This window comes from Ectobacillus sp., from assembly GCF_056992975.1.
This window is the reverse complement of record NZ_JBXKMX010000154.1, coordinates 1-2,170: the sequence shown is the minus strand read 5'-3', so window position 1 is coordinate 2,170 and position 2,170 is coordinate 1. Positions and strand designations below refer to the sequence as shown.

Annotated in this window: 3 protein-coding genes; 2 read left to right on the top strand and 1 reads right to left on the bottom strand. The window is 36.1% G+C overall.

All coding sequences use genetic code 11. The features are described from left to right. Both lpdA and AC11ZT_RS07300 read left to right on the top strand, forming a co-directional pair. Positions 1-1,160: dihydrolipoyl dehydrogenase (gene lpdA, locus AC11ZT_RS07305; protein ID WP_484058967.1), on the top strand; the 1,160-nt coding region annotated here is incomplete at its 5' end. 129 nt (positions 1,161-1,289) lie between these two features. Next, on the top strand, positions 1,290-1,532 hold the full coding sequence (locus AC11ZT_RS07300; protein WP_484058966.1) for a hypothetical protein: 243 nt from the start codon (positions 1,290-1,292) through the stop codon (positions 1,530-1,532). 231 nt (positions 1,533-1,763) lie between these two features. On the opposite strand, the gene AC11ZT_RS07295 is transcribed toward AC11ZT_RS07300, so the two are convergent. Next, positions 1,764-2,156 carry a DUF1885 family protein gene (locus AC11ZT_RS07295; RefSeq protein ID WP_484058965.1) on the bottom strand — a complete coding sequence of 131 codons (393 nt, stop codon included), beginning with the start codon at positions 2,154-2,156 and terminating at the stop codon, positions 1,764-1,766. Positions 2,157-2,170 lie beyond the last annotated feature (14 nt).

Genomic DNA, 2,170 nt, shown 5'->3' with positions numbered 1-2,170 from the left:
TTTCAAAGGTACAAGCTTGGAAACAAAGCGTTGTCAATAAATTAACGGGAGGAGTCGAAACACTCCTTAAAGGAAATAAAATTGACATCATTCGCGGCGAAGCATTTTTTGTAGATAACAATTCTTTGCGTGCGCTAACGGAAACATCTGCCCAAACTTACAACTTTAAAAATGCAATTATAGCAACGGGTTCTACACCAATTCAGATTCCAGGTTTTTCTTTTTCAAAACGAGTGATTGATTCAACAGGCGCATTAAATTTACCTGAAATTCCGAAAAAACTAGTCGTTATTGGCGGCGGTTATATTGGAATGGAATTAGGTACAGCTTACGCCAATTTTGGTACGGAAGTTACGATACTTGAAGCAGGCGACGAAATTCTATCTGGTTTCGAAAAATCTATGAGTGCGATTGTAAAAAGAGGTCTTAAGAAAAAAGGCAATGTAGAAATTTTTACGAAAGCATTTGGTAAATCTGTAGATGAAAGAGAAGACGGCGTTACGGTTCATTTCGAAGCAAAAGGTGAAATGAAATCGATTGATGCAGATTATGTACTAGTTACAGTTGGACGTCGTCCTAATACACGTGAAATGGGCTTAGAGCAAGTGGGAATTAAGGTTAATGACCGCGGAATTATTGAAATTGATAAACAATGTCGAACAAATATACCAAATATTTATGCAATTGGTGATATTGTTCCAGGTCCTCCGTTAGCTCATAAAGCATCTTATGAAGGAAAAGTAGCAGCAGAAGCTATTAGTGGTCATTCGTCTGAAATTGACTATGTGGGTATCCCAGCAGTTTGCTTTACAGATCCTGAATTAGCATCTGTTGGCTATACAAAAAAACAAGCTGAAGCAGAAGGCATTGACGTGAATGCCTCTAAATTTCCTTTTGGAGCAAATGGTCGTGCGCTATCACTAAATAGCACTGATGGGTTTGTACAGCTTATTACGCGTAAAGAAGATGGCTTAATATTAGGAGCGCAAGTGGCGGGCGCAGGTGCATCTGATATTATTTCTGAACTAGGTTTAGCAATTGAAGCAGGTATGACAGCAGAAGATATTGCGCAAACCATTCATGCGCATCCAACATTGGGTGAAATCACCATGGAAGCAGCAGAAGTAGCATTAGGAACACCAATCCACATTGTGAAGTAATAGCATTTTAGATTTTTTATAGTAAGACAAAAAAGAAGCATTCTACTTGAATGCTTCTTTTTTGTCTTCTAAAAGATGTTCTATGGCCATATAGTATTGTAGGACTGGTGTAGGTAAGGAGTAGGTACCATGAAAAAAGCAACCATTGTTGGAATATATCACATGCTACTAGGGCTTAGTTATTCTGTAATCGTTTTTATCTCACCTCATGATAAATTACGAGCTAAGATCATGTTATTTGCAGTATTTTTGTATGTAGCATATGTAGTTGCTAATTACATGTTACAGAAAAGGCGGTATGCATTTCGTATGACTGTAAGAAATGGACTATTGTTCCTTTTTATTTATAGCATGATTCGTTTTCTTTTTTGAAATTAAGTATGGGGAAGTTTAAAAAGACTTGATGGAAAAAAATAAGTCTGGTTAAAAACAATATATTGAAATCATGGTATAATATGTATAATTAGTTGTTCGAAAAACATAAACGTTACCCATCGCTATTCTTTTAAATGATCTGCACCTTTTAAGGCACACAGCAAGACAGAGATGAGTAACGAGAATACATCATATTTAATTAAAGAAGTGTACAAATTAAACTGGGAGTTAACGTTTGTAAAAATACATAACGCGATCGTTAAAGAGGTGTAATTCACCTTGTAATTTTTTTGCTAGAAAGCGGCAAAACTCATTTGCTTTACCTTTATCTCCGTAGGTAGCGCTATCAGGAAGTGTAATTTGAATAAAATGTTGATTGTCTTCAATACCCACTCCTACATAGATTGATTGATAACGATCATGATTTGATTTTAAATGGATTGTTGTATCGGACTTATCAATGATTTCGTAGGGAAAAGCGGTTTCAGAATACCCCCAAGAAAGTTGTGAACCCGTTTTGGTAGTAATTTGCTTATAGTATGTAAATAAATCCTTCACATCTTGTATGGATATTTCTTGCTTCGTCGACTTTGGAACGAGTGTAATGAATGCATGTTGCATGTGGAATCCCCCTA